Genomic DNA, 25,884 nt, shown 5'->3' with positions numbered 1-25,884 from the left:
GCGGGATCAGCTCCAGCTGGCGTGCAGCGGCTTGCCCTCGGCGTAACCGGCGGCGCTCTGCACCCCGACGACGGCCTTCTCGGCGAACTCCTCCAGGGAGGCCGCCCCGGCGTAGGTGCAGGAGGAGCGGACGCCCGCGATGATCGAGTCGATCAGGTCCTCGACGCCGGGCCGGGCCGGGTCGAGGAACATCCGCGAGGTGGAGATGCCCTCCTCGAAGAGCGCCTTGCGGGCGCGGTCGTACGCCGACTCGTCCGACGTGCGGTTCTTCACCGCACGCGCGGAGGCCATGCCGAAGGACTCCTTGTAGAAGCGGCCGTCGGCGGACTGCTGGAGGTCGCCCGGCGACTCGTACGTACCGGCGAACCAGGAGCCGATCATCACGTTGGACGCGCCCGCGGCGAGCGCCATCGCGACATCGCGCGGGTGACGGACGCCGCCGTCGGCCCAGACGTGCTTGCCGTACTTCTTCGCCTCGGCGGCACACTCCAGGACGGCGGAGAACTGCGGACGGCCCACGCCGGTCATCATCCGGGTGGTGCACATGGCGCCGGGGCCGACACCCACCTTGATGATGTCCGCGCCGGCCTCGATGAGGTCGCGCACACCCTCGGCGGCGACGATGTTCCCCGCGACGATCGGCACCTGCGGGTCGAGCGCCCGGACGGCCCTGACCGCGTTGATCATGGACTCCTGGTGGCCGTGGGCGGTGTCCACGACGAGCGTGTCGACACCCGCGTCGAGCAGCTGCTTGGCCTTGCCCGCGACATCGCCGTTGATCCCCACGGCCGCGGCGATCCGCAGCGTGCCGTCGGCGTCGGTGGCGGGGGTGTACAGAGTGGCGCGCAGTGCGGCCTTACGGGTGAGGATGCCGACGAGCCGGCCGTCCGCGTCGACCGCGGGGGCGAGCTTGCGGTGGGCGCCGTCGAGCTTGTTGAACGCGTCGCGCGGGTCGATGTCCGCGTCGAGCAGCACCAGGTCCCTGGACATGACCTCGGAGAGCTGGGTGAAGCGGTCGACGCCGGTCAGGTCGTGGTCGGTGACGACACCGACGGGGCGCCGGTCCTCGTCGACGACGACGCCCGCGCCGTGCGCGCGCTTGGGCAGCAGGGACAGCGCGTCGGCGACCGTCTGGCCCGGGGTCAGCACGATCGGCGTGTCCAGCACCAGATGGCGCGCCTTCACCCAGGAGACGACATCCGTGACGACCTCGATCGGGATGTCCTGGGGGATGACGACGAGCCCGCCGCGACGGGCGACGGTTTCGGCCATCCGGCGGCCCGCGATGGCCGTCATGTTCGCGACGACGAGCGGAATGGTGGTGCCGGTGCCGTCGGGCGAGGAGAGATCGACACCCTGGCGAGAACCGACCGCCGAACGGCCCGGAACCATGAAGACATCGTCGTATGTGAGGTCGTACGGGACCGAGGGGGACTCCGTATAGCGACCGGTGCCGGGCTCAAGAAAACGCATAAGTTCATTTTTTCATACGAAACGGAGCAGGTCGCTTCCACGAAGACACAGCAAACGACCCCCGCGCTCGTATGTTCCTCCAAGGGAACCGCGGGAGTCCCGGGCAAGTGGAACCTGCCTTGCTCACGGACCCTACCCGAACGGCATGCGAATCATTCGCGATCATCTTCCCTGGACCTGGCGACAAAGGGTCGGGTAGCTTCAAACCCGCAGGTCCCGTGGGTCACCACTGCGCCCCGGAGGAACAGGCGGAGAGGTCACAACTTCCGTCACCCGTACGACCGGAGAGGATCACGACCCACCCGTGGAGAGCGAACTGCCGGACATCTACTGCCCGTTCCCCCAGCGGACGAATCCGCACGTCGGGCACACCCGAGTCCACCTCGACAGCTGGATCCGCAACACCGGTCTGGTGCACCGTGATTCAGCCATGAAGCGCTTCGAGCAGGCGGACTTCGGCGCGTTCGTCGGCATGGTCTACCCGACCGCCGACAGCAAGAATCTCGACCTCGTCGCCGACTGGTTCGTGTGGCTGTTTCTCGTCGACGACCAGCTCGACGACGGACATCTCGGCCGCAGTCCCGAGCGGGTACGTGATGTGGTCGCGGTGATGTGTTCCGTGATCGAGGGCAAGGGTACGGGCACCCCGCCGGACGAGGAGCTTCCCGCCGCCGTGGTGGCCCTGGTCGATCTGTGGGAACGGACGATCCCGACCGCGGCCGCGCACTGGCGCACCCGGTTCGGCTGGCACCTGACCACATACCTGACCACGACCACCACCTGGGAGGCCGGGAACCGGGCGGCGGACGTGGTGCCGTCCGAGGAGACCTACATCGCCAAGCGCCGCCACACCGGCGCGATACATGTCTGCATGGACCTGATAGAGATCGTGGCCGGGATCGAGGCTCCCGAGTCGATCCACAACGACTCCCGGTTCATCACCGCGCTCGAAGCGTCATGCAATGTCGTGTGCTGGGCCAACGACGTGTACTCGTACGAGAAGGAACAGGTGCTCGGCGAGATCCACAACCTCGTCCATCTGGTCCGTCACCACCGGGGATACGGCAAGCAGCAGGCGCTCGAACACGTCTGCGCGGAGATCGCCACGGAGACCGAGCGGTTCCTCACCGCCGAGGCCGAGCTGCTGACCGCGTACCCGCAGCTTTCCTGGATGCTCACGCCGTACCTGGACGGGATGCGGAGCTGGATGCGCGGCAATCTGGACTGGTCGCGGCAGACGCCCCGCTACAACCCGGCCGATGTGAGCCAGTACACGGCGCCGGAGCAGTACCTGGAGTCGACGGTCCTGGGCACGGCCCGGGACTGACCCCGGGCAGGATCCCCGCCCGGACAGCTCACCGACCGTCCGGGCCGGTCCCCGCGACGGTCGGCGGGCGGCCCCGGTGCGGGCCGCCGCCGCCCGCCCGGTCACTCCCCGTCCGGGTCCGCGCGCTCCAGGGCGGGCCGCCGCGGCGCCGCCGACTCGGTCAGCAGGTAGTCGGCCGCCGCCGTGTCCGTCACCAGACTGGTGACCAGACCGGACCGCAGCACCGCCCCGATCGCCGCGGCCTTGCGCTGGCCGCCCGCGATCGCGACCACCTCCGGGATCCGGCGAAGCCGGTCGGCCTCGACCGTGATGCACCGCTCCCCCAGGTCCCGGCCGACCCGCCGCCCCTCCTTGTCGAAGAGGTGCGCGGACATCTCCGCGGCGGCGCCGAGCGAGGCGTAGTGCGCCCGCTCCTCGTCCGTGAGCATGTCGTGGACGGTGGAGATGCCCGGCTCCCAGGAACCGATGGAGACCGCGGCGACCGTCACCTTGTCGAAGTACTCGAAGGCGCGGGCGATGCCGGTCTGGTGACGCAGCGCGGCGGCCGTGGCCGGGTCGGGCAGCAGCATCGGCGCATAGATCGGGTGGGCCTCGCCGCCCGCCACCTGGGCGGCCCGCCGGACCGCCTCGACCGAGCCGCGCTCCGCCGTCCCCGCGTCGTACACCCCGGTGAGCTGCACGACCGTGCACGGGGGCAGCCGGTCGAGCGCCGCCGCCATGTGGATGGTGGACCGGCCCCAGGCGAGGCCGAGCACATCGCCCTCGTTCACCAGTTCGCCGAGGAGATCGGCCGCGACCTCCCCCAGATTCTCCGGGTCGGGAGCGTCGTCCTGCTCCTCCGCGGGAGATTCGACGACGACCGCGTGACGCAGCCCGTAGCGGGCCCGGAGAGCGTCGGACCGCTCGGCGTCCAGCTCGGCGGGAACGCGGATCTCGATCCGTACGAGGTCGCGTTCCAGAGCCGTCTCCAGGACCCGGGCCACCTTGAAGCGGCTGACGCCGAACTCCTCGGCGATCTGGATCTTCGACTTTCCTTCGAGGTAGAAGCGGCGGGCCATGGCCGCCGCCTGCACCAGCTCCGCGGGCCCCATCCGCAGGGCGGACCGTCCCGCCGACATTGCAGACACCGCGATCTCCTCACTGCTGTTCACACTCTCGATACGCCGTTCATCCTGTCAGATCCGGCGATCCCTGATCGGTCCCGTCGGACCACGTTCATCTGCCCTTGGCCGGACCGACCCGCATTCGGGCCGGGGCCGGTCCCGACGTCAGTGACGGCACGCCCAGGCCGCCGAGGAGGTGGCCCCGTCGGCCTTGGCCCGCAGGGCGCGCACCGCTTCGGCGGGGTCCTCGGCCCCGTACACCGCCGAGCCGGCGACGAACACGTCCGCGCCGGCCTCCGCGCAACGCTCGATGGTGGACGCGGAGACGCCACCGTCCACCTGGAGCCACAGTTCGAGGCCGTGCTTGGAGATCAGCTCACGGGTGCGGCGGATCTTCGGCAGCATGATGTCCAGGAACGCCTGGCCGCCGAAGCCCGGCTCCACCGTCATGATCAGCAGCATGTCGAGCTCGGGAAGCAGGTCCTCGTACGGCTCGATGGGTGTGGCGGGCTTGAGCGCCATGGAGGCGCGGGCGCCCTTGGCCCGGATCTCCCGCGCCAGCCGTACCGGGGCGGCGGCGGCCTCCACGTGGAAGGTGACGGAACCGGCGCCCGCCTCGACGTACTGAGGCGCCCAGCGGTCCGGGTCCTCGATCATCAGGTGGCAGTCCAGCGGGGTGTCCGTGGCCCGGCTGAGCGATTCCACGATCGGTACGCCGAGGGTCAGATTGGGCACGAAGTGGTTGTCCATCACGTCGACATGGAGCCAGTCGGCACCTTCGACCGCCTTCGCCTCCTCGGCGAGGCGGGCGAAGTCGGCGGACAAGATGCTGGGATTGATCTGGGCCATGTGCCAAGCCTGCCATGTTCCGCGGCACTTCCCCGCCCTGGTGAGGGCCAAAGCCTCACGGGATCATTACAGTTCGTGAAATCCGGGCCGTCCGGCCGGGCGATCCGGGCTTTTCAGCCCGTGAAGCGCCCTTCGGGGGCGGTGGGCCCCGCAGACGGGCCCGCCCCGTCCCCTGTCCGATTCAGGCGGTACGCCGCAGCAGGGCCAGGTACATCGCGTCCGTTCCGTGCAGGTGCGGCCAGAGCTGGACATCGGGACCGTCGCCGAGCGCGGGAACTCCGGGCATCAGCGGGCGGGCGTCGATCCACTCCGCCTCGACCGGCTGCCCGCCGCGCCCCTTGAGCACGTCCTCGACGACGACCCGGGTCTCCGCGAGATGCGGCGAACAGGTCGCGTAACCGACGACGCCGCCGACCCGTACCGCCTTCATCGCCTCGCGCAGCAGGCCGCGCTGGAGCGGGGCGAAGCTCTCCAGATCCTCCGGGCGCCGACGCCACCGCGCCTCCGGACGGCGGCGCAGCGCACCGAGGCCCGAACACGGCACATCCATCAGGATGCGGTCGAAGGTGCCCGGCTGCCACGGCGGGCGGGTGCCGTCGGCGGTGATCACCTGGTACGGGCCGGGGTTGCCGGCCAGCGCGCGCTCGACGAGGCGGGCCCGGTGCGGCTGCTTCTCGGCTGCGAGCAGGGCGGCGCCGCGTTCGGCGGCGAGCGCGCCGAGAAGGGCTGCCTTCCCCCCGGGCCCGGCACACCCGTCGAGCCACCGGGTGTCGCTGCCCTCCACCGGCGCGGCGGCGAGGGCGGTGGCCACCAGCTGGCTGCCCTCGTCCTGGACCCCGGCGCGGCCCTCCCGCACGGCCGTCAGGGCACCGGGCTCACCGCCCTCCGCCATCCGTACCGCGTAGGGGGACCAGCGGCCCGGCAGGCCGTTCCCGTCGCCGAGAGCGCTGAGCAGCTCGTCGGTGCCGGCACGGCCGGGACGGGCCACCAGGGTGACCTCCGGCCTTTCGTTGTCCGCTTCGAGAAGGTCCTCGATCCCGGCACGACCGCCGCCCAGCGCGTCCCAGAGGGCGGACACGACCCACCGCGGATGCGAGTGCACGACGGCGAGGTGGTCCTCGGGGTCCTCGTCGTACGCCGGGGCGACGCGCGCGACCCAGCCGTCGAAGTCGTCCGCGGAGACCTTGCGCAGGACGGCGTTGACGAACTTGGCCCGGCCTTCGCCGAGCACCACCCGGGCCAGTTCCACGCTGGCGGAGACCGCGGCATGGGTGGGGATACGGGTGCCGAGCAGCTGATGCACCCCCATGTTGAGCACATCGAGGACCGGCGGGTCGACCTCGCGCAGCGGCCGGTCGATGCAGGCCGCGACGATCGCGTCGTACGTCCCCTGCCGACGCAGCGTCCCGTAGACCAGCTCGGTCGCCAGCGCCGCGTCCCGGTTGTCGAAGTCGCCCTCGGCGCGGGCCTTCTTCAGGAGCGGAGGCAGTACGAGGTTGGCGTACGCGTCACGTTCGTCGACGGCCCTGAGCGCTTCGAAGGCCAGGAACCGGACGGGGTCCTTCTTGGGGCGGCGATGGGGCTTGGCGGGACGGCGACGCTGCTGGTCGTTCACGTGAAAGGTGCTCCGCTGATGATGAGAGGGCGAACCCTCCCAGCCTACGTCGCCGCCCCGGCTCCCCGGTGCCGTGGCCAAAAGGGTCCACCGGCTCGCGAGTCCCGGCGGGCCTCCTCGGCCACAGCACCAGTGCCGCGACCGGCGCTGTCCGCCCGGAGGGGCACTAGCTCCCCAGCAGCTCGCCGTGGACGATCCTCACCCCGCGGGCCCAGTCGGCGGCCCGCATCGGCTTCTTGCCCTGCGGCTGCACCCAGAGCAGCTCGACGGCGTGCGACCCGGTGCCCACATACACGTTGTTCTTGGCGGCGGACAGCTCTCCGGGCGCCAGATCCGCGCGGTCCAGCACCGGCACCGCCTGGATCAGCTTCAGCCGTTCCCCCCGGAACAATGTCCACGCACCGGGAGCGGGCGTGCAGCCGCGCACCACGCGGTCGACCCGCAGGGCGGGGGCGGACCACTGCACCTGAGCGTCCTCGACGGTGATCTTCGGTGCGAGGGTGACTCCCTCGACGGGCTGCGGCACGGCGTGCAGCGTGCCGTCCTGGATCCCGTCCATCGTCGCGACGAGCAGCCCGGCACCGGCGAACGCCAGCCGGGTGAGCAGATCACCGCTGGTGTCGGTGGGCCGTACCTCTTCGGTGAGGACGCCGTACACCGGGCCGGAGTCGAGCCCCTCCTCGATCAGGAAGGTCGACGCACCGGTCACCTCGTCCCCGGCCATGATCGAGTGCTGCACGGGGGCCGCGCCGCGCCAGGCGGGCAGCAGGGAGAAGTGGAGGTTGACCCAGCCGTGAGCGGGTACGTCGAGCGTGGCCTTGGGCAGCAGTGCCCCGTAGGCGACGACGGGACAGCAGTCCGGGGCGATCTCCCGCAGTCGCGCCAGGAAGTCCTCGTCGCGCGGCCGGGCGGGCTTGAGCACCTCGATCCCTGCCTCCTCGGCGCGCTCGGCGACGGGGCTGGCGACCAGTCGGCGGCCTCGCCCGGCGGGGGCGTCGGGCCGGGTGACGACGGCGGCGACCTCGTGCCGGTCGGAGGCGATCAGTGCGTCCAGGGCGGGTACGGCTACCTCGGGGGTGCCTGCGAAGACGAGCTTCATGGGTGGCTGACTGCCTCTCAGGCCGGAACGTACGGGTGACGAGCAACGCACAAGTCTATGGGCCGGGCGACCGGGGGGCGTACGCACCACTGCGCGCCCCTTGGACATGCGCACGCGCCCCTCCAGCGTGACCAGATCCCCGGCTGCCGCGTTGGTCAAGAGAGATTGACCGAAGCGAGCCGCCACGGAGCGGCCCGATCCCTTTCAATGCCGGTTCGAGAGGCTTCTTCATGGCCGACCACGCAACCCACGACGCTCAAGCGCGGGCCAGCCTGCACCTGTTGGTGCGGGACATCGAGCGGGTCCGGCGGCAGGTGGACGCGCTGCGCACGCTCACCGCCCAACTGGGCAACGTCTACCGTCCGCGCCGCTCCGGCCCGTCCACGGGCTTCGTCGTCTACGGCAGGGCCCCGGCCCCCACTGTCAGGCTGGCGCAGGAACTGCGCGACAGCGTAGAGACCCTGGTCACCGCGGCGGTGGATTTCGACCGCTCCCTGGGCTTCTCCTGGGACGCGGTGGGCTCCGCGCTCGGAGTCACCAAGCAGGCGGTGCACCGCCGCTACGGCGCACGCCGCAACGCCCGTCAGCCGGGGGCGGCGGAGGCCGTCGCGGAGACCGCGGTGCCGCGCCCCCTGCCCGCCACGCCGGGCCCCACCAACGCGGCCGGCCTGCCCGTCGTACCCGCCGCACGCACCATGCCCCCGCAGCCGTCGGTGGACCGTCCGTCACTGCGCGAGGACCTGCGCCCCGGGGTCTTCCCCGGCCCACGCAACGGCTGACCACCCCACTCCTGCCCCGCCGCGCCCGACGCACGGCGGGGCAGCCGCGTCTCCACGCCCGGCCCCTCCGGCCGATCCGCGCCCGGCAGCATCTCGCCGTCACCCGATCTCCGGCGGATCCACCCTGATCCGGACCTGTTCACCACCGCCCCGGGACAACCGCGCAGCCTGCGCCGCCTTCAACGCGGCCGCGAGCGCCGCCCCACTCCCCGGAGGCACCCTGAGCAGCGCCCGCTCCCAGGACTCCCCCGGCGGTGCGTCGCCGGATCGGCGGGGTCCGCCGTATTCGGCTCCGGGCACCGGGACCGGGCCGAGCACCTCGGTCTCCGGCGGCAGTTCCGCGGTCGTGAGAAACGCGGCGAGCACGTCCGGCGAGCCCGTCACCGCGGCCATCCGGGAGACCGGCGGAAAGCCGAGCTCGGCGCGCTCCGCCAGCTCGCGGCGGGCGTGCCCGACCGGGTCCCAGCGCACCAGGGCCTGCACCGGCCGCAGCGTCGGCTCGGCGACGATCACCACCGTGCCGCCCTCCGGCTGTCCCCGTACCAGCGAGGCCGCGGCCGTCCAGCGGCGCAGCGCCTCCTCGCCCGCCCTCAGATCGGGGCGCCCGACCATCGCCCAGCCGTCCAGCAGCAGCGCCGCCGCGTAGCCGCCCTCGGCGACGGGTTCGGCGCCCGGCGTGCTGACCACCAGCGCCGGCGCCTCCGGCACCGAGTCCAGGATGTGGTCCCGGCCCGACGTCCGTACCGGCACGGCGGGGAACGCGCGGCCCAACTCCTCGGCGGTCCGGCGGGCGCCGACGATCCGGGCCCGCAGCCGACCGGACCCGCAGGCGACACAGTGCCAGGCGGTCTCGGGCCGCCCGCACCAGGCGCAGTCGAGATCCCGCTGGTCCGGCGCCTCCAGCGGTCCGGCGCAGTGCCGGCACCGAGCGGGTTCCCGGCAGCGCTCACAGGCCAGCCGCGGCGCGTATCCGCGGCGCGGAACCTGGATCAGGACAGGACCGCTGCGCAGTCCGTCCCGTACCGTCTGCCAGGCCAGGCTGGGCAGACGGGCCGCCCGCGCGGCCCCGTCCCGCGCCAGCTCCCCGTCGCCGACCGTCCTCACCAGCGGCGCCGCGATCCGCAGCTGCTCCCGGTCCGCGCGCAGCGGCAGCGCCCAGCCGCTCTCCACCAGCTGGGCGGCCTCCACGGTGCAGCTCGTGCCGCCGAGCAGGAATGCGCACCGGCCGTGCGCCGCACGTAGTTCGAGCACCTCGCGGACGTGCGGGAAGGGTGCGTGATCGTCGCTGTGGCTGGAGTCCCCGTCGTCCCAGACGGCGACCAGGCCGAGATCGGTGACGGGCGCGAACATCGCGGCCCTCGTCCCGACGACGGCCCGCACGGAGCCTCGCCGCACGGCGAGCCACTCCCGGTAACGCTTCTCCGGTCCGGAGTCGGCGGTCAGCAGTGCGTGCTGCCCCTTGCCGAGCAGTCCGGTGAGCGCGGCATCCACCCGCCCGGCGGCCCGGCCGTCCGGCACGACGACGAGTGCGCCGCGCCCGGAGGCGAGCGTCGCGGCCATGGCCCTGGCGATCTCCTCGGGCCAGTGCGGTCCGGGCAGCGCGGTCCATACCGCCCGGGGCGCACCGCCGTCGGCCAGCGCGCGCAGGAACGCCGGCCCCTGCGCGTACCGCTCCCAGCTCCCCGCCGAGGGCGCGGGCGGCGGTGGCAGGGGGGCGGGCGAGGGCTTGGACTCGGCCCTGCCGTTCCTGGGCGGCACAGCCAGTTGCAGCACGTCGGCGAGGCTGCCCGCGTAGCGGTCGGCAACGGCCCGTGCGAGGGTGAGCAGCTCCGGTCCCAGCACCGGTTCCGGCGAAACGACGTATGCGAGCGCGGCGAGGGCTCCCGTGTAGTCCGATTCGGCGAGCCGCTCGACGAGGAAGCCGTCGATCAGCCCGCCCCCCTCGCGCCGGCCGCCGCGGACATGGCGCGCCCCGGCCCCGAATCGCACCCGCACCCGCACTCCGGGCTGCGCGTCGGCGTCCAGCTCCTCGGGCACGGCGTAGTCGAAGTACTGGTCGAGATGGAGCGCGCCCTTGTTGACCAGCACCCGGGCGACGGGCAGCTCCTTGGCGAGCGCGGCGCCGCGCCAGGTCCGCGGCTTGGCTCGCGGCACCTTGGCCTGCCGTACCGTCTCCCGAATCAGCGCAAGCTGCTCCGGGGCCCCGTGCCCGGGGTCCTCGGATCGCTCGTTGTCGCTGCTCACAGCCAAATTCCTACCAGACACCACTGACAGTGGCGCGGGCGTCGTACCCACCGGCGGCCGCACGCGCCGGGGCCCGGACACCCTGTGCGGCGTCCGGGCCCCGGCGCGGGAGGGAAGGCGGCGGACCTACAGCCCGGCCGCCGTGCGCAGCGCGTCCACGCGGTCCGTGCGCTCCCACGTGAAGTCGGGCAGCTCGCGGCCGAAGTGGCCGTACGCCGCGGTCTGGGCGTAGATCGGACGGAGCAGGTCGAGGTCGCGGATGATCGCGGCCGGACGGAGGTCGAAGACCTCGCCGATGGCGTGCTCGATCTTCTCGGTCTCGATCGCGGCGGTGCCGAACGTCTCGACGAACAGACCGACGGGCTCGGCCTTGCCGATGGCGTACGCGACCTGGACCTCGCAACGGGCGGCGAGACCCGCGGCGACGACGTTCTTGGCGACCCAGCGCATGGCGTACGCGGCCGAGCGGTCGACCTTGGACGGGTCCTTGCCCGAGAAGGCGCCACCGCCGTGGCGCGCCATGCCGCCGTAGGTATCGATGATGATCTTGCGGCCGGTCAGACCGGCGTCGCCCATCGGGCCGCCGATCTCGAAACGGCCGGTCGGGTTGACCAGCAGCCGGTATCCCTCGGTGTCCAGCTTGATGCCGTCCTCGATGAGCTGCGCGAGCACGTGCTCGACGACGAACTCACGGATGTCGGGCGCGAGCAGCGAATCGAGATCGATGTCGCTGGCGTGCTGCGAGGAGACGACGACGGTGTCGAGACGGACGGCCTTGTCGCCGTCGTACTCGATGGTGACCTGCGTCTTGCCGTCCGGGCGCAGGTACGGGATGGTCCCGTTCTTGCGGACTTCGGAGAGCCGGCGCGAGAGCCGGTGCGCGAGGTAGATCGGAAGCGGCATGAGCTCGGGCGTCTCGTCGCAGGCGTACCCGAACATCAGGCCCTGGTCACCGGCGCCCTGCTTGTCGAGTTCGTCGTCTTCCTCGCCCGCGGCGGAACCCTCGACCCGCTTCTCGTACGCGGTGTCGACGCCCTGCGCGATGTCGGGCGACTGCGCGCCGATGGACACCGAGACACCGCAGGAGGCGCCGTCGAAGCCCTTCTTGGAGGAGTCGTAGCCGATTTCGAGAACCTTGTTGCGCACGAGGGTCGGAATGTCGGCGTAGGCCTTGGTCGTGACCTCACCCGCAACGTGCACCAGACCGGTGGTGATCAAGGTCTCGACCGCGACGCGGGACCGGGGGTCCTCACGGAGGAGTGCGTCGAGAATGGTGTCGCTGATCTGGTCAGCGATCTTGTCGGGGTGACCCTCGGTGACGGACTCCGAGGTGAAGAGACGGCGGGACACATCGCTCCCTGGGGTTGCAGCGGCTGCTGGCTGATCATTTGGCGGACCGCCGGGAGCTGCGCCCGACACGGTCCGGGACCAGTTTATCTGTCGCTTTCGTTCGGCGGACAGCGTGTCTCGCCCTTTGGGAGTTCTGTGACCTCTGGCACGGTCGGCGACTGTACGAAAATCGCCTGCCGAGAAAGCCATTTACCCCCATATTTCAAGGGACTCGGCCCGTTCGAAGGCGCGAAACGAGAAATTCACGCCCACCGTGACGACACGAGATCCCAGACCGTGTCGGCCAACGCCTCCTTGGGGCCGTACGGCACCGGGGTCTCGCCGCCGTCGGCCGCCAGCACCACCGCTTCGTTCTCCTCGGAGCCGAAGGTCCTGCGCTCACCGACCTCGTTGACGACGAGGAGGTCGCAGCCCTTGCGGCGGAGCTTCTCACGGCCGTTGGCGAGGACGTTGTCGGTCTCGGCGGCGAAACCGACGACGATCTGGTCCGGCCGGGCGCGCGCACCGGCGACCTCGGCGAGGATGTCGGGGTTCCGGACGAGCGTGATGGGCGCGGGCTCCTGGCCGTCCTTCTTCTTGATCTTCCCCGGCGCGTACTCGGCGGGCCGGAAGTCGGCGACCGCCGCCGCCATCACGACCACATCGGCGTCCGCGGCGGCCTTCAGCACGGCTTCGCGCAGCTGTACGGCGGTCCCGGCGTGCCGGACGTCGGCACCGGCCGGATCGGGCAGGCCGGTGTTGGCCTCGATCAGCGTGACCCGGGCACCGCGGGCGACCGCGGTGCGGGCCAGTGCGTAGCCCTGCTTGCCGGAGGAGCGGTTGCCGAGGTAACGCACCGGGTCGAGGGGCTCTCGCGTACCGCCCGCGCTGATCACGACGTGCCGGCCCGTCAGATCGGGTTCGGCGGGGCCGCGCGTGAGCACCCGGCGGCAGACCTCGAAGATCTCCCCGGGGTCGGGGAGCCTGCCCTTGCCGGTGTCGACACCGGTGAGCCGGCCGACGGCGGGCTCGATGACGACGGCGCCGCGGCGGCGCAGCGTGGCCACGTTCTCTCGGGTGGCCGGGTGTTCCCACATCTCGGTGTGCATGGCGGGCGCGAAGACGACCGGACAGCGAGCGGTGAGGAGCGTGTTGGTGAGCAGGTCGTCGGCGAGACCGTGGGCGGCCTTGGCGAGCATGTCGGCGGTGGCGGGGGCGACGACGACCAGGTCGGCACTCTGGCCGGTCCTGACGTGCGGCACCTCGTGGACGTCGTTCCAGACCTCCGTGGCGACCGGGTGGCCGGAGAGCGCCGACCAGGTGGCCGCCCCCACGAAGTGCAGCGCCGACTCGGTCGGGACGACCCTCACGTCGTGGCCGGACTCGGTCAGCCGGCGCAGCAGTTCGCACGCCTTGTACGCGGCGATGCCCCCGCTGACCCCAAGAACGACCTTCGGCTTGTCCACTGCGTCTCCCCGCACTCGGATACGAACACCCCCATGCTGCCTCACCGCCCCCGGTCCGTTGCTGTCGCCCCGGACACACCACAGGCCCGGCGGTCGCGGCCGCCGGGCCTGTGGTGAAGGTGGTACTCCTGCTTACTGCGCGGGGCCCTCGATGGCCTCGGAGGTGAGCAGGCCCGCGTTGATCTCGCGGAGCGCGATCGAGAGCGGCTTCTCGTGCACGTGGGTGTCGACGAGCGGACCGACGTACTCCAGGAGACCTTCGCCGAGCTGCGAGTAGTACGCGTTGATCTGGCGCGCGCGCTTGGCGGCGTAGATCACGAGGCTGTACTTCGAGTCGGTGGCCTCAAGGAGCTCATCAATCGGCGGGTTGATGATGCCCTCGGGCGTGGTGATGGAAGAGGACACTCTCTGCCTTCCGAAGGGGGTAAAGATCAAAGAAACCTTTGACAGTGCGGAACTCCGTGATACCGCCCGTGCCGGCTGCGTCAGTCGCTGCCCGCCCGGTGGCCGGAGGAATCCAGCATCAAGGCTAGCAGCTCACGCGCCACGTCCTCGACGGAGGTGTTGACCAGCGTCGTATCGAACTCGGACTCGGCGGCCAGCTCGATCCGGGCGGCGGCGAGCCGGCGCTCGATCACCTCGGCGGACTCGGTGCCCCGGCCGGTGAGCCGGCGCACCAGTTCCTCCCAGCTCGGCGGGGCCAGGAAGACGAGCCGGGCGTCCGCCATCGACTGCCGGACCAGCCGCGCGCCCTGGAGATCGATCTCCAGCAGCACCGGCTCGCCCGCCTCCAGGCGGTCGAGCACGGCGCGGCGCGGCGTGCCGTACCGGTTGCCGGCGAACTCGGCCCACTCCAGCAGCTCACCATTGGCGATCAGCTTGTCGAACTCGTCGTTGTCCACGAAGAAGTAGTGGACACCGTTGCGCTCGCCGGGGCGCGGCTTGCGGGTCGTCGCCGACACCGAGAGCCATACCTCGGGGTGGGCCTTGCGCATATGGGCGACGACCGTGCTCTTGCCGACCCCCGAGGGGCCGGAGAGCACGGTCAGCCGCGGACGTACGTCCGGGGGTACGGGGGACGTCCCCCGGGATGTTGCAGCCATGAGGCGATTATCCAGGTTCTCGGGCGTGCCCGAGAACGTCAGGCAGCCTTGCTGCCGAACTCACGCTCCAGGGATGCGATCTGGTTGGAGCCCAGACCCCGGACCCGGCGGCTCTCGGAGATGCCGAGCCGCTCCATGATCTGCTTGGCGCGGACCTTGCCCACGCCCGGCAGGGACTCCAGGAGGGCGGAGACCTTCATCTTTCCGATGACGTCGTTCTCCTGGCCCTGCTTGATGACCTCGTGGAGGGAGGCGCCGGAGTGCTTGAGTCGATTCTTGACCTCGGCCCGCTCCCGGCGAGCCGCGGCGGCCTTTTCGAGCGCGGCTGCGCGCTGTTCAGGGGTAAGGGGCGGAAGAGCCACGCCTACGTCACCTCGGATGTCGATCTGTCGGATACGGACCGGTGAGGAAGCTGGACGCTCCACACCAGGTGAGCGACGGACAACTTGTGTACGTCGGCTCTCGACGGAGACTAGCGGCCAAGGCCGCCCGAGTCAGCGAGAACCAACGAAAAGTCCTGGTCAGCCTTGGCCGACCAGGACATTTCAGGCATAACAACCGAGTTTTTTGGTCAGGATTCAGTCAACACGCCGTGGACGTGGCCCGGTCACCCACCCGCGACGGCCGTCCGGACCTCGTCCGTGAGCCGATCGGCGGCCGCGCGCAACCCCGCCGCGTCCGGCCCCCGGCTCAGTACGCCGCGGCTCACACTGGGCAGTACGTTGCGCACCGCGTCGCCGAAGACCCCCGGCAGATCCGCGGGCGTCGCGCCCTGCGCACCGATCCCGGGGGCGAGCAGCGGGCCGTTGATGGCGAGATCCACACCCGCGTCCCCGAGCGTGGCTCCGACCACCGCGCCGACGGAGCCGAGCGGCGTCGCCCCCTCGTTCTCGGCGGCCATGTGGTCGAGCATCAGCTGGGCCAGCGGCCTGCCGTCGGCGGCGGTGGCACGCTGCACCTCCGCGCCCTCCGGGTTGGAGGTGAGGGCGAGCACGAAGACTCCCGCGCCGGACAGCACCGCCGCGTCGAGCGCCGGGCGCAGGGAGCCGAAGCCCAGGTACGGCGAGACGGTGACCGCGTCCGAGAACAGCGGCGAGTCCTGGTCCAGATAGGTCGCCGCGTAGGCACCCATGGTGGAGCCGATGTCACCGCGCTTGGCGTCCATCAGAACGAGTGCGCCGGCCGCCCGCGCCTCCTCGACGGCCTTCTCCAGGACCGCGATGCCGCGCGAGCCGAACCGCTCGAAGAACGCGGACTGCGGCTTGAGCACGGCGACCCGGTCCGCAAGTGCCTCCACGACCGTGCGCGTGAAGCGCTCCAGCCCCGTCACGTCGTCGTTCAGGCCCCAGGCGGTGAGGAGCGAGGCGTGCGGGTCGATGCCGACGCAGAGCGGCCCGCGGGTGTCCATGGCGCGGCGCAGGCGTGCGCCGAACGGTTCCGGGATCATGCGGTGGCCTTCCTGGTTTCTGCGCCGACGGCTTCGGCGAGGGTCGCGTACGGGGAGGCGGCCAGGCGCGCGGCCAGGCCCTTGTGGATCGCCCTGGCGTAGAACGGTCCCTCGTAGATGAAGGCGCTGTAGCCCTGGACGAGGGTGGCCCCGGCGAGGATGCGCTGCCAGGCGTCCTCGGCGTTCTCGATGCCCCCGACACCCACCAGGGTGATCCGGTCACCCACCCGTGTGTACAGACGGCTCAGGACCTCCAGGGACCGTGCCTTGAGCGGTGCACCGGACAGCCCGCCGGCTTCCGCGAGCAGGGACGGCGAGGACTTCAGACCGAGTCCGTCCCTGGCGATGGTGGTGTTGGTGGCGATGATGCCGTCCAGCCCCAGTTCGACCGCGAGATCGGCGACCGCGTCGACGTCCTCGTCCGCGAGGTCCGGGGCGATCTTGACGAGCAGGGGGACCCGTCGGCCGGTGACGGTCCGGTCGGCTGCCTCGCGCACCGCGCCGAGCAGTGGCCGGAGCGCCGCGGTGGCCTGGAGATTGCGCAGGCCGGGGGTGTTGGGCGAGGAGACGTTCACGACGAGGTAGTCGGCGTGGGCGGCGAGGCGCTCGGTGGACTTCACGTAGTCGTCGGCCGCTTCGGCCTCCGGCACGACCTTCGTCTTGCCGATGTTGACGCCGACCGTGGTCCTGAAGACCGGCCTGCGGGCGCCCAGGCGCTCGGCCACTGCGGCCGAGCCCTCGTTGTTGAAGCCCATGCGGTTGATCAGCGCGCGGTCCGCGAGGAGGCGGAAGAGGCGCTTCTTGGGGTTGCCGGGCTGCGGTTCGCCGGTGACCGTGCCGATCTCGACGTGGTCGAAGCCGAGCATCGCCATGCCGTCGATCGCCACGGCGTTCTTGTCGAAGCCGGCGGCGAGGCCGAAGGGGCCGTGCATCCGCAGGCCGAGGGCCTCGGTGCGCAGTTCCTTGTGACGGGGGGCGAGCGCCGCGGCGACGAAGGTGCGCAGTACGGGGACGCGGGCGGCGAGACGGATCCAGCGGAAGGCCAGGTGGTGCGCCCGCTCCGGGTCCATCCGCTTGAAGACCAGTCGGAAGAAGAATTTGTACATCGGGTGTCCTCGGTGTCCTCACGAAGAGGGGGACACCGTTTCCGGTGTCCCCCTGCCTGCTGCTAGTCGCGGGCCGCGGTCAGATGTTCCGCGTGTTCCTGGAGCGATCGGACGTCGACGCCTCCGTGGGTGAGCGCGTCGATGCCCTGCACGGCGGCGGCGAGCGCCTGGACCGTCGTCAGGCACGGCACGGACCGTGCCACGGCAGCGGTACGGATCTCGTAGCCGTCGAGACGGCCACCGGTCCCGTACGGCGTGTTGACGATCAGGTCGACCTCGCCGTCGTGGATCAGCTGGACGATGGTCTTCTCGCCCTGCGGGCCCACGCCCTCCGACTGCTTGCGCACGACGGTGGCGTTGATGCCGTTGCGCTTGAGGACCTCGGCGGTGCCGGAGGTGGCGAGCAGCTCGAAGCCGTGGGCGACGAGTTCGCGCGCCGGGAAGATCATCGAGCGCTTGTCGCGGTTGGCGACCGAGATGAAGGCGCGGCCCTTGGTGGGCAGCGGGCCGTAGGCACCGGCCTGCGACTTGGCGTACGCCGTGCCGAAGACCGAGTCGATGCCCATGACCTCGCCGGTGGAACGCATCTCCGGGCCGAGGACGGTGTCGACGCCGCGGCCGTGGATGTCGCGGAAGCGCGACCACGGCATGACGGCCTCCTTGACCGAGATCGGCGCGTCGAGCGGCAGGGTGCCGCCGTCGCCGTTCGCCGGGAGCAGGCCCTCCGCGCGCAGCTCGGCGATGGTCGCGCCCAGCGAGATCCGGGCGGCGGCCTTGGCGAGCGGGACCGCGGTCGCCTTCGAGGTGAAGGGGACGGTCCGGGAGGCGCGCGGGTTGGCCTCCAGGACGTACAGGATGTCGCCGGAGAGCGCGAACTGGATGTTGATCAGTCCGCGTACACCGACGCCCTTGGCGATGCCCTCGGTGGAGGCGCGCAGCCGCTTGATGTCGTAGCCGCCGAGCGTGATCGGGGGCAGTGCGCAGGCGGAGTCGCCGGAGTGGATACCGGCCTCCTCGATGTGTTCCATGACGCCGCCGAGGTAGAGCTCGGTGCCGTCGTAGAGCGCGTCGACGTCGATCTCGATCGCGTCGTCGAGGAAGCGGTCGACCAGGACCGGCCGGGTGGGGCTGATCTCGGTGGACTCGGCGATGTACGAGGAGAGGCGCGTCTCGTCGTACACGATCTCCATGCCCCGGCCGCCGAGCACGTACGACGGGCGTACGAGGACGGGGTAGCCGATCTCGTCGGCGATGGCCTTGGCCTCGTCGAAGGTGGTGGCGGTGCCGTGCTTCGGGGCCGGGAGTCCGGCCTCGGCCAGGACGCGGCCGAAGGCGCCGCGGTCCTCGGCGGCGTGGATCGCCTCCGGGGACGTACCGACGACCGGCACGCCGTTGTCCTTGAGCGCCTGCGACAGACCCAACGGGGTCTGACCGCCGAGCTGGACGACGACGCCGGCCACCGGGCCCGCGAGGGATTCGGCGTGCACGATCTCCAGCACGTCCTCGAGCGTCAGCGGCTCGAAGTACAGGCGGTCGGAGGTGTCGTAGTCGGTGGAGACGGTCTCCGGGTTGCAGTTGACCATCACGGTCTCGTAGCCCGCGTCGCTCAGCGCGAAGGAGGCGTGGACGCAGGAGTAGTCGAACTCGATGCCCTGGCCGATGCGGTTGGGGCCGGAGCCGAGGATGATCACCGCGGGCTTGGTGCGGGCCGCGACCTCGGTCTCCTCGTCGTAACTGGAGTAGAAGTACGGCGTCTTCGCGGCGAACTCGGCGGCGCAGGTGTCGACGGTCTTGTAGACCGGGCGGATGCCGAGCGCGTGCCGCACCTCGCGTACGACGTCCTCGCGCAGGCTGCGGATGTCGGCGATCTGGGCGTCTGAGAAGCCGTGTCGCTTGGCCTCGGCGAGCAGTTCGGCGCCGAGTTCGTCGGCGGCGGCCAGTTCGTCGGCGATCTCCTTGATCAGGAAGAGTTGGTCGACGAACCAGGGGTCGATCTTCGTGGCGTCGAAGACCTCCTCCTGGGTGGCACCGGCCCGGATCGCCCGCATGACGGTGTTGATCCGGCCGTCGGTCGGGCGGACCGCCTCGGCCAGCAGCTCGGCCTTGTCGCCGGGCTCACCGGTGAAGGAGAACTGCGAGCCCTTCTTCTCCAGGGAGCGAAGCGCCTTCTGGAGGGCCTCGGTGAAGTTCCGGCCGATCGCCATGGCCTCGCCCACCGACTTCATGGTGGTGGTGAGGGTGGAGTCGGCGGAGGGGAACTTCTCGAAGGCGAACCGCGGGGCCTTGACCACGACGTAGTCGAGGGTCGGCTCGAAGGAGGCGGGGGTCTTCTCGGTGATGTCGTTCGGGATCTCGTCGAGCGTGTAGCCGACGGCCAGCTTGGCGGCGATCTTGGCGATCGGGAAGCCGGTGGCCTTCGAGGCGAGCGCCGATGAGCGGGAGACGCGCGGGTTCATCTCGATCACGATGACCCGGCCGTCGGTCGGGTCGATGGCGAACTGGATGTTGCAGCCGCCGGTGTCGACGCCGACCTCGCGGATGATCGCGATGCCGATGTCGCGCAGCCGCTGGTACTCGCGGTCGGTGAGCGTCATCGCCGGGGCGACGGTGATCGAGTCACCCGTGTGGACGCCCATCGGGTCGAAGTTCTCGATGGAGCAGACGACCACGACGTTGTCGTTCTTGTCGCGCATCAGCTCCAACTCGTACTCCTTCCAGCCGAGGATGGACTCCTCCAGGAGCACCTCGGTGGTCGGGGAGAGCGTGAGGCCCTGACCGGCGATGCGGCGCAGCTCGTCCTCGTCGTGGGCGAAGCCGGAGCCGGCGCCGCCCATGGTGAAGGAGGGGCGGACGACCACGGGGTAGCCGCCGAGCGTCTCGACGCCCGCCAGGACGTCGTCCATGGAGTGGCAGATGACCGACCGGGCGGACTCGCCGTGGCCGATCTTGGCGTTGACGGCCTCGACGACACCCTTGAAGAGGTCGCGGTCCTCACCCTTGTTGATGGCCTCGACGTTGGCGCCGATGAGCTCGACGCCGTACTTGTCCAGGACGCCGTTCTCGTGCATCGAGATCGCGGTGTTGAGGGCGGTCTGGCCGCCGAGGGTGGGGAGCAGCGCGTCGGGGCGCTCCTTGGCGATGATCTTCTCGACGAACTCGGGGGTGATCGGCTCGACGTACGTGGCGTCGGCGATCTCCGGGTCGGTCATGATCGTCGCCGGGTTGGAGTTGACCAGGATGACGCGCAGGCCCTCGGCCTTGAGGACGCGGCAGGCCTGGGTGCCGGAGTAGTCGAACTCGGCGGCCTGGCCGATGACGATCGGGCCGGAGCCGATGACCAGGACGGACTGGATATCGGAGCGCTTAGGCACGCTGGCCCTCCATCAGGGATACGAAGCGGTCGAAGAGGTACGCGGCGTCGTGCGGGCCCGCGGCTGCTTCGGGGTGGTACTGGACGCTGAAGGCAGGCTGGTCGAGGAGTTGCAGCCCCTCGACGACCTGGTCGTTCAGACAGACGTGGGAGACCTCGGCGCGGCCGAACTTCGTGTCCGACACCTTGTCCAGCGGGGCGTCGACGGCGAAGCCGTGGTTGTGCGCGGTGACCTCGACCTTGCCGGTCGTGCGGTCCTGCACCGGCTGGTTGATGCCGCGGTGGCCGTACTTCAGCTTGTAGGTGCCGAAGCCGAGGGCACGGCCCAGGATCTGGTTGCCGAAGCAGATGCCGAAGAGCGGCGTCCGCCGCTCCAGGACGCCCTGCATGACGGCGACCGGGTGGTCGGCGGTGGCCGGGTCGCCGGGGCCGTTGGAGAAGAAGACGCCGTCGGGCTGGACCGCGTACACGTCCTCCAGGGTGGCGGTGGCGGGCAGCACGTGCACCTCGATGCCGCGTTCGGCCATCCGGTGCGGGGTCATGCCCTTGATGCCGAGGTCGACCGCGGCGACGGTGAACTTCTTCGTGCCGATCGCGGGGACGACGTACGCCTCCTTGGTGGCGACCTCGGCGGAGAGGTCGGCGCCCACCATCTCGGGGGCCTGCTGGACGCGGGCCAGCAGCGTGGCCTCGTCGGCCAGGCCCGCGGCGGAGCCGCTGTTCAGCGCAGGACCGGAGAAGATGCCGACACGCATGGCGCCGCGCTCGCGCAGGTGGCGGGTGAGGGCGCGGGTGTCGATGCCGCTGATGCCGACGACTCCCTGACGCTCCAGCTCCTCGTCGAGCGAGCGCCGCGAGCGCCAGTTGGACGGCACCCGGGCGGGGTCGCGGACGACGTAGCCGGAGACCCAGATCCGTCCGGACTCGGGGTCCTCGTCGTTCACACCGGTGTTGCCGACGTGCGGGGCGGTCATCACGACGACCTGGCGGTGGTACGAGGGGTCGGTCAGCGTCTCCTGGTAGCCGGTCATGCCGGTGGAGAACACCGCCTCGCCGAAGGTCTCCCCCACGGCCCCGTAGGCCCGGCCGCGGAAGGCGCGGCCGTCCTCCAGGACGAGTACGGCGGGAGCTTTGGCGGCTCCCCGGGTGGAGATCGTCATCGTGCGGTGCCTTCCGTAGTGCTGGTGAGATGGTTGACGGCCTCGACCCAGGCCGGGTGCTCGGCCGAGCGGTCGGAGCGGAAGCCGGAGTCGATCAGCTTGTCGCCGTGCGCCCAGGTGATGATCAGCAGGCCGCCCTCGGGCAGGACCTTGCCGGCGATGCCCTTGTCGAGCCGGGCCTCGCGCAGGGCGGCGGCCGGTACGAAGAAGTCGGCCGCGCCGGGTCGTACGACGTCGAGGCCCTGGTCGGTCAGGGTGAGCTCGACGCGGCTGCGGGTGCCGAGGCCGTGGGCGACGATGCGGTCGAGCCACTGCCCGGCGGTCGTCGAGGCGTGGTACCGGCCGGTCAGCGTCAGCAGCGGCTCGCCGTCCGCGAACCCCTCGGGGGTGGAGTCGAGTTCCGGCAGATCGGACTGGAGGCTCCCCCGCCACTTCCATCCCTGGCGCATCAGCCAGTAGACGAAGGCGATGAGGACGAGCAGTCCGACGACCCAGCTGATGCGAGCGGACCAGTCGGTCACTTCGGCCGACTTCTGCTCGGCGGCCAGCTGGAGGTACAGGGGGGTGAGTGATGTCACGCGAGCTTCCCGTCGACGACCGTGGCACGGCCCCGCAGGAAGGTGTGGGTGACTCGGCCCGGCAGCTCGCGACCCTCGTACGGAGTGTTGCGGCTGCGGGAGGCGAAGCCTGCGGGGTCCACGACACCACGGTATGCCGGATCGACCAGGGTGAGGTTGGCCGGCTCACCCGCCGAGACGGGCCGGCCGTGTCCGTCGAGACGACCGATCGCGGCCGGGCGGAACGACATCCGGTCGGCGACGCCCGCCCAGTCGATGAGGCCGGTGTCGACCATCGTCTGCTGGACGACGGAGAGCGCGGTCTCCAGCCCCACCATGCCCATGGCGGCGGCGGCCCACTCGCAGTCCTTGTCCTCGTGCGGGTGCGGGGCGTGGTCGGTGGCGACGCAGTCGATGGTGCCGTCCGCGAGCGCCTCGCGCAGGGCCATGACGTCGGCCTCGGTGCGCAGCGGCGGGTTCACCTTGTAGACCGGGTTGTAGGACCGTACGAGCTCGTCGGTGAGGAGCAGGTGGTGCGGGGTGACCTCGGCGGTGACGTTCCAGCCCTTGGACTTGGCCCAGCGGACGATCTCGACGGAGCCGGCGGTCGACAGGTGGCAGATGTGCACCCGGGACCCGACGTGGGCGGCCAGCAGGACGTCGCGGGCGATGATCGACTCCTCGGCGACGGCGGGCCAGCCGCCGAGACCGAGTTCCGCGGAGACGACGCCCTCGTTCATCTGGGCGCCCTCGGTGAGGCGGGGCTCCTGGGCGTGCTGGGCGACCACGCCGTCGAACGCCTTCACGTACTCCAGCGCCCGGCGCATGATCACCGCGTCGTCGACGCACTTGCCGTCGTCGGAGAAGACCTTCACTCCGGCGGCCGAATCGTGCATGGCGCCGAGCTCGGCGAGCTTCTTGCCCTCCAGGCCGACGGTGACGGCCCCGATCGGCTGCACGTCGCAGTAGCCGGACTCCTTGCCGAGCCGCCAGACCTGCTCGACGACACCGGCGGTGTCGGCGACCGGGAAGGTGTTGGCCATGGCGTGCACGGCGGTGAAGCCGCCGACGGCCGCGGCCTTGGTCCCGGTGAGGACGGTCTCGGAGTCCTCGCGGCCGGGCTCGCGCAGGTGGGTGTGCAGGTCGACGAGGCCGGGCAGCAGGATCTGGCCCGCGGCCTCGACGACGGTCGCGTCGCCGGTGTCCAGTCCGGTGCCGACCGCCGCGATGGTCTCGCCGTCGATCAGGACGTCCTGGGCCTCGCCGCCGAGGACCTTCGCGCCGCGGATAAGGATCTTGCTCATGATTACTTGTTCTCCTCGGTACGGGAGGCGGGCGACGGGTGGGCCGGGGCGGCGGACTCGTAGCCGCCCAGCAGCAGGTACAGGACGGCCATGCGGATCGAGACGCCGTTGGCCACCTGCTCGACGGCCGTGCACCGGTCGGAGTCCGCGACCTCGGCGGTGATCTCCATGCCGCGGACCATCGGCCCGGGGTGCATGACGATCGCGTTCCCGGGCATCTTCGCCATGCGGTCGCCGTCCAGGCCGTAGCGGCGGGAGTACTCGCGTTCGGTCGGGAAGTACGCGGCGTTCATCCGTTCGCGCTGCACACGGAGCATCATCACCGCGTCGGACTTCGGCAGCACCTCGTCGAGGCCGTAGCTGACCTCGCACGGCCACTGCTCGACGCCGACCGGGACGAGGGTCGGCGGGGCCACCAGAGTGACGTGGGCGCCGAGCGTGGTCAGCAGGTGGACGTTGGAGCGGGCCACCCGGCTGTGCAGGATGTCGCCGACGATGGTGATCCGGCGGCCTTCGAGGTCCCGGCCGAGACCGGCGTCGGCCCCGACCAGGCGGCGGCGCATGGTGAAGGCGTCCAGGAGGGCCTGGGTGGGGTGCTCGTGGGTGCCGTCACCGGCGTTGACGACGGCGCCGTCGATCCAGCCGGAGGTGGCCAGACGGTACGGGGCGCCGGATGCGCCGTGCCGGATGACGACGGCGTCGGCGCCCATCGCCTCCAGGGTCAGCGCGGTGTCCTTGAGCGACTCGCCCTTGGAGACGGACGAGCCCTTCGCGGAGAAGTTGATGACATCGGCGGAGAGGCGCTTGGCGGCGGCCTCGAAGGAGATGCGGGTACGCGTCGAGTCCTCGAAGAAGAGGTTGACGACGGTACGGCCGCGCAGGGTCGGGAGCTTCTTGATCGGCCGGTCCGCGACCCGTGCCATCTCCTCGGCGGTGTCGAGGATCAGGACGGCGTCGTCGCGGGTGAGGTCGGCGGCCGAGATGAGGTGACGCTTCATCTGGGTGTTCTCCGGAGGGCTGGAGGATTCAGGCATGCGGGCGTGCGGAAGCCGCCCTACGGGCTCGACGTCGCCCGTACGGGTGTGCTGCGGCTACTGCTCGTACGCCGGGGCGGTCTGCTGGACACCGAGCAGCACGGCGTCGCGGCCGTCCTCCTCGGCGAGCTGGACCTTGACCGTCTCCCGCAGCGACGTGGGGAGGTTCTTGCCGACGTAGTCGGCACGGATCGGAAGTTCGCGGTGACCGCGGTCGACGAGGACCGCGAGCTGCACCGCGCGGGGACGGCCGATGTCGCCCAGCGCGTCGAGCGCGGCGCGGATCGTGCGGCCCGAGAAGAGGACGTCGTCGACGAGGACCACCAGACGGCCCTCGATGCCCTCGCCGGGGATCTCGGTGCGGGCCAGGGCGCGCGCCGGGCGCAGCCGCAGGTCGTCGCGGTACATGGTGATGTCGAGGGAGCCGACCGGCATCTTCCGGCCGGTGATCTCCTGGAGTTTTTCGGCCAGCCGGCGGGCGATGAAGACACCTCGCGTCGGAATGCCGAGGAGCACCACGTCGTCGGCGCCCTTGGCGCGTTCGACGATCTCGTGGGCGATCCGGGTCAGTACCCGGGCGATGTCGGGAGCCTCCAGAACGGGGCGTGCCGCGTTGCCGGTGGCTTCATGCTGTGCGTCCATAAGAAACGGACCTCCTTCTCCGCCTCACTGGACGGACCTTAAAGGACGTCGAAATTGCGTCATCAACGTTACCAGGGCTTGCGCCGGGCCCAGGTCACACCCCCGGGAGGTGCCGGTCCGGACCATTCGGCTTGACGCACCAAGTAACGCTGCGTAACCTCACAGTGAGTTACCAGCCACGCGGCGGAGCCGCGCAATGTTCCAGCGTCCGGGGAGCCTTATGTCCAGCGAATACGCAAAGCAGCTCGGGGCCAAACTCCGTGCCATCCGCACCCAGCAGGGCCTCTCCCTCCACGGCGTGGAGGAGAAGTCCCAGGGCCGCTGGAAGGCCGTCGTGGTCGGTTCGTACGAGCGCGGCGACCGTGCCGTGACCGTGCAGCGCCTCGCGGAGCTCGCGGATTTCTACGGGGTCCCGGTGCAGGAGCTCCTGCCCGGTACGACGCCCGGCGGCGCCGCCGAGCCGCCGCCGAAGCTCGTCCTGGACCTGGAGCGCCTCGCCCACGTCCCGCCGGAGAAGGCCGGACCGCTGCAGCGCTATGCCGCGACGATCCAGAGCCAGCGCGGTGACTACAACGGCAAGGTGCTCTCGATCCGCCAGGACGATCTGCGCACGCTGGCCGTGATCTACGACCAGTCGCCGTCCGTGCTCACGGAACAGCTGATCAGCTGGGGCGTGCTGGACGCGGACGCGCGTCGCGCCGTCGCCCACGAAGAGGGCTGACGGCCCTCTGGAGAAACGTACCGCCGTGGGGGGGGGGGGGGGCCCCCCCCCCGGCCCCCCCCCCCCCCCCGGGGGGGGGCGGGGGGGGGGGCGGACGCGACGGGTCCCGCCCCCCGGGCCCGGCCGCCCCGGCCCGCCCGGGGGCGGCCCGAGACC

Annotated in this window: 22 protein-coding genes; 3 read left to right on the top strand and 19 right to left on the bottom strand. The window is 71.1% G+C overall.

Annotation, left to right across the window (positions count from 1 at the left end):
• Positions 1-6: 6 nt before the first annotated feature.
• Positions 7-1,473, bottom strand: a complete 1,467-nt coding sequence (locus ACIOHC_RS15895; RefSeq protein ID WP_351083549.1) for a GuaB1 family IMP dehydrogenase-related protein — start codon at positions 1,471-1,473, stop codon at positions 7-9.
• A gap of 304 nt (positions 1,474-1,777) precedes the next feature.
• On the opposite strand from ACIOHC_RS15895, the gene ACIOHC_RS15890 reads away from it, so the two are divergent.
• Positions 1,778-2,800, top strand: a complete 1,023-nt coding sequence (locus ACIOHC_RS15890) for a terpene cyclase (protein ID WP_351083551.1) — start codon at positions 1,778-1,780, stop codon at positions 2,798-2,800.
• Positions 2,801-2,901: 101 nt separating this feature from the next.
• Here the strand turns inward: ACIOHC_RS15890 and ACIOHC_RS15885 are convergent, their stop codons facing one another.
• The 4 genes from ACIOHC_RS15885 to fmt form a co-directional block, all read right to left on the bottom strand.
• Positions 2,902-3,918: a sugar-binding domain-containing protein gene (locus ACIOHC_RS15885; protein ID WP_351083586.1), complete on the bottom strand. Its 1,017-nt coding sequence runs from the start codon at positions 3,916-3,918 to the stop codon at positions 2,902-2,904.
• A gap of 150 nt (positions 3,919-4,068) precedes the next feature.
• The gene (rpe, locus tag ACIOHC_RS15880; RefSeq protein WP_351083553.1) at positions 4,069-4,752 is read right to left on the bottom strand and encodes a ribulose-phosphate 3-epimerase; all 684 of its coding nucleotides are present in this window, start codon (positions 4,750-4,752) and stop codon (positions 4,069-4,071) included.
• Positions 4,753-4,933: 181 nt separating this feature from the next.
• The gene (locus tag ACIOHC_RS15875) at positions 4,934-6,367 is read right to left on the bottom strand and encodes a transcription antitermination factor NusB (RefSeq protein ID WP_351083555.1); all 1,434 of its coding nucleotides are present in this window, start codon (positions 6,365-6,367) and stop codon (positions 4,934-4,936) included.
• Between the two features lie 166 nt (positions 6,368-6,533).
• A complete protein-coding gene (gene fmt / locus ACIOHC_RS15870) occupies positions 6,534-7,466 on the bottom strand; it encodes a methionyl-tRNA formyltransferase (protein WP_351083557.1) in 933 nt (310 codons plus the stop codon).
• A gap of 230 nt (positions 7,467-7,696) precedes the next feature.
• On the opposite strand from fmt, the gene ACIOHC_RS15865 reads away from it, so the two are divergent.
• Positions 7,697-8,245 (top strand): hypothetical protein, encoded by a 549-nt coding sequence (locus tag ACIOHC_RS15865; RefSeq protein ID WP_351083558.1) that lies wholly within the window; start codon positions 7,697-7,699, stop codon positions 8,243-8,245.
• Between the two features lie 99 nt (positions 8,246-8,344).
• On the opposite strand, the gene ACIOHC_RS15860 is transcribed toward ACIOHC_RS15865, so the two are convergent.
• From ACIOHC_RS15860 to pyrR, 14 genes are all read right to left on the bottom strand, one after another.
• A complete protein-coding gene (locus ACIOHC_RS15860) occupies positions 8,345-10,489 on the bottom strand; it encodes a primosomal protein N' (protein ID WP_365693234.1) in 2,145 nt (714 codons plus the stop codon).
• A 126-nt stretch (positions 10,490-10,615) separates the two neighbouring features.
• The gene (gene metK, locus ACIOHC_RS15855; protein WP_351083562.1) at positions 10,616-11,839 is read right to left on the bottom strand and encodes a methionine adenosyltransferase; all 1,224 of its coding nucleotides are present in this window, start codon (positions 11,837-11,839) and stop codon (positions 10,616-10,618) included.
• 242 nt (positions 11,840-12,081) lie between these two features.
• Complete coding sequence (gene coaBC / locus ACIOHC_RS15850) at positions 12,082-13,284, bottom strand: bifunctional phosphopantothenoylcysteine decarboxylase/phosphopantothenate--cysteine ligase CoaBC (protein WP_351083564.1); 1,203 nt, start codon at positions 13,282-13,284, stop codon at positions 12,082-12,084.
• 132 nt (positions 13,285-13,416) lie between these two features.
• Positions 13,417-13,689: a DNA-directed RNA polymerase subunit omega gene (rpoZ, locus tag ACIOHC_RS15845; RefSeq protein ID WP_003970369.1), complete on the bottom strand. Its 273-nt coding sequence runs from the start codon at positions 13,687-13,689 to the stop codon at positions 13,417-13,419.
• 80 nt (positions 13,690-13,769) lie between these two features.
• Positions 13,770-14,387, bottom strand: a complete 618-nt coding sequence (gene gmk, locus ACIOHC_RS15840; protein WP_351083567.1) for a guanylate kinase — start codon at positions 14,385-14,387, stop codon at positions 13,770-13,772.
• A gap of 38 nt (positions 14,388-14,425) precedes the next feature.
• A complete protein-coding gene (locus ACIOHC_RS15835; RefSeq protein WP_099197641.1) occupies positions 14,426-14,749 on the bottom strand; it encodes an integration host factor in 324 nt (107 codons plus the stop codon).
• Positions 14,750-14,994: 245 nt separating this feature from the next.
• On the bottom strand, positions 14,995-15,834 hold the full coding sequence (pyrF, locus tag ACIOHC_RS15830; protein WP_351083568.1) for an orotidine-5'-phosphate decarboxylase: 840 nt from the start codon (positions 15,832-15,834) through the stop codon (positions 14,995-14,997).
• Positions 15,831-16,940 carry a quinone-dependent dihydroorotate dehydrogenase gene (locus ACIOHC_RS15825; protein ID WP_351083570.1) on the bottom strand — a complete coding sequence of 370 codons (1,110 nt, stop codon included), beginning with the start codon at positions 16,938-16,940 and terminating at the stop codon, positions 15,831-15,833. Before ACIOHC_RS15825 ends, pyrF begins: the two co-directional genes overlap by 4 nt.
• Positions 16,941-17,002: 62 nt before the next feature.
• The gene (carB, locus tag ACIOHC_RS15820) at positions 17,003-20,311 is read right to left on the bottom strand and encodes a carbamoyl-phosphate synthase large subunit (RefSeq protein WP_351083572.1); all 3,309 of its coding nucleotides are present in this window, start codon (positions 20,309-20,311) and stop codon (positions 17,003-17,005) included.
• Complete coding sequence (carA, locus tag ACIOHC_RS15815; protein WP_351083574.1) at positions 20,304-21,470, bottom strand: glutamine-hydrolyzing carbamoyl-phosphate synthase small subunit; 1,167 nt, start codon at positions 21,468-21,470, stop codon at positions 20,304-20,306. The genes carB and carA overlap by 8 nt, the downstream gene beginning before the upstream one ends.
• Positions 21,467-22,048, bottom strand: a complete 582-nt coding sequence (locus ACIOHC_RS15810; RefSeq protein WP_351083576.1) for a hypothetical protein — start codon at positions 22,046-22,048, stop codon at positions 21,467-21,469. The genes carA and ACIOHC_RS15810 overlap by 4 nt, the downstream gene beginning before the upstream one ends.
• Positions 22,045-23,331: a dihydroorotase gene (locus ACIOHC_RS15805; protein ID WP_351083578.1), complete on the bottom strand. Its 1,287-nt coding sequence runs from the start codon at positions 23,329-23,331 to the stop codon at positions 22,045-22,047. Before ACIOHC_RS15805 ends, ACIOHC_RS15810 begins: the two co-directional genes overlap by 4 nt.
• Positions 23,332-23,333: 2 nt before the next feature.
• The gene (locus ACIOHC_RS15800) at positions 23,334-24,329 is read right to left on the bottom strand and encodes an aspartate carbamoyltransferase catalytic subunit (RefSeq protein WP_351083580.1); all 996 of its coding nucleotides are present in this window, start codon (positions 24,327-24,329) and stop codon (positions 23,334-23,336) included.
• Positions 24,330-24,422: 93 nt separating this feature from the next.
• Positions 24,423-25,007 carry a bifunctional pyr operon transcriptional regulator/uracil phosphoribosyltransferase PyrR gene (gene pyrR, locus ACIOHC_RS15795; RefSeq protein WP_351083582.1) on the bottom strand — a complete coding sequence of 195 codons (585 nt, stop codon included), beginning with the start codon at positions 25,005-25,007 and terminating at the stop codon, positions 24,423-24,425.
• Between the two features lie 220 nt (positions 25,008-25,227).
• Here pyrR and bldD point away from each other — a divergent pair, with 220 nt between their 5' ends.
• On the top strand, positions 25,228-25,728 hold the full coding sequence (gene bldD, locus ACIOHC_RS15790) for a transcriptional regulator BldD (RefSeq protein WP_014044812.1): 501 nt from the start codon (positions 25,228-25,230) through the stop codon (positions 25,726-25,728).
• Positions 25,729-25,884: the final 156 nt, after the last annotated feature.

Source organism: Streptomyces sp. NPDC088252, assembly GCF_044740965.1.
In the GTDB taxonomy this organism is placed as follows: Bacteria; Actinomycetota; Actinomycetes; order Streptomycetales; family Streptomycetaceae; genus Streptomyces.
This window is presented reverse-complemented; position numbering and strand designations above follow the sequence as displayed.

Excerpts from the sequence above, each read along its gene's own strand:
- gmk (WP_351083567.1), bottom strand. The coding sequence starts at position 14,387 with ATGGCTGCAACATCCCGGGGGACGTCCCCCGTACCCCCGGACGTACGT.
- ACIOHC_RS15805 (WP_351083578.1), bottom strand. The coding sequence starts at position 23,331 with ATGAGCAAGATCCTTATCCGCGGCGCGAAGGTCCTCGGCGGCGAGGCC.
- ACIOHC_RS15895 (WP_351083549.1), bottom strand. The coding sequence starts at position 1,473 with ATGCGTTTTCTTGAGCCCGGCACCGGTCGCTATACGGAGTCCCCCTCG.
- bldD (WP_014044812.1), top strand. The coding sequence starts at position 25,228 with ATGTCCAGCGAATACGCAAAGCAGCTCGGGGCCAAACTCCGTGCCATC.
- pyrR (WP_351083582.1), bottom strand. The coding sequence starts at position 25,007 with ATGGACGCACAGCATGAAGCCACCGGCAACGCGGCACGCCCCGTTCTG.
- ACIOHC_RS15885 (WP_351083586.1), bottom strand. The coding sequence starts at position 3,918 with ATGTCGGCGGGACGGTCCGCCCTGCGGATGGGGCCCGCGGAGCTGGTG.
- pyrF (WP_351083568.1), bottom strand. The coding sequence starts at position 15,834 with ATGATCCCGGAACCGTTCGGCGCACGCCTGCGCCGCGCCATGGACACC.
- ACIOHC_RS15865 (WP_351083558.1), top strand. The coding sequence starts at position 7,697 with ATGGCCGACCACGCAACCCACGACGCTCAAGCGCGGGCCAGCCTGCAC.
- fmt (WP_351083557.1), bottom strand. The coding sequence starts at position 7,466 with ATGAAGCTCGTCTTCGCAGGCACCCCCGAGGTAGCCGTACCCGCCCTG.
- rpe (WP_351083553.1), bottom strand. The coding sequence starts at position 4,752 with ATGGCCCAGATCAATCCCAGCATCTTGTCCGCCGACTTCGCCCGCCTC.
- ACIOHC_RS15800 (WP_351083580.1), bottom strand. The coding sequence starts at position 24,329 with ATGAAGCGTCACCTCATCTCGGCCGCCGACCTCACCCGCGACGACGCC.
- ACIOHC_RS15825 (WP_351083570.1), bottom strand. The coding sequence starts at position 16,940 with ATGTACAAATTCTTCTTCCGACTGGTCTTCAAGCGGATGGACCCGGAG.
- carA (WP_351083574.1), bottom strand. The coding sequence starts at position 21,470 with ATGACGATCTCCACCCGGGGAGCCGCCAAAGCTCCCGCCGTACTCGTC.